Annotated in this window: 1 protein-coding gene; it reads left to right on the forward strand. The window is 30.7% G+C overall.

Going from position 1 to position 557, the window contains the following annotated elements; genetic code table 11:
- Positions 1–557, forward strand: a 557-nt coding sequence (locus AC5O77_RS22370) for a hypothetical protein (RefSeq protein WP_494507244.1), incomplete at both ends; no start/stop codon positions are given.

Raw genomic sequence — 557 nt, forward strand, 5'->3', positions numbered from 1 at the left:
GATAAGCAATTTATAAAAAAGTTTTATCCACCAAATCCAGAATCTATTCCTGAAAAAATTAGTTTAATTCAAACTGGAGAAATGAATGAATCATTTGGTGAAAATATTAAGTTAGATAAAAATATTAAAGAGCTCCAAAACAGATTCGCACAAGAGCGGTATATTGAACGTTCCAGTGAACGTGAGCATACACTTAGTATTTTGGAGAATAAAAATATTTTAGAAATTAGTAAACCGGAGAGGGTAGAGTTACGAAAGAAAATAATTAATCCCCGCGATGGTTTAGCTCTAGAACGTTTAATTGGAAAAAGTGATATATTTCCCATCTCCTATCTTGAAGCAGGATTGGAAGCAGCAAAACCTATTTGCAGAATAGAGATTAGAGATAAGATAGGAAGAATTCTTGGACATGGTACTGGTTTTTTAGTTTCTCCGACATTATTAGTAACAAATAATCATGTTTTAAATAATGAAGAGTTGGCATTGTTCAGTCTAGCACAGTTTAATTATGAAATTAATTTAAATAATACAGAACGAGAAACTAAGAATTTTCGTTT

It is taken from the genome of Stenotrophomonas sp. INTA L402-1 (genome assembly GCF_059295135.1).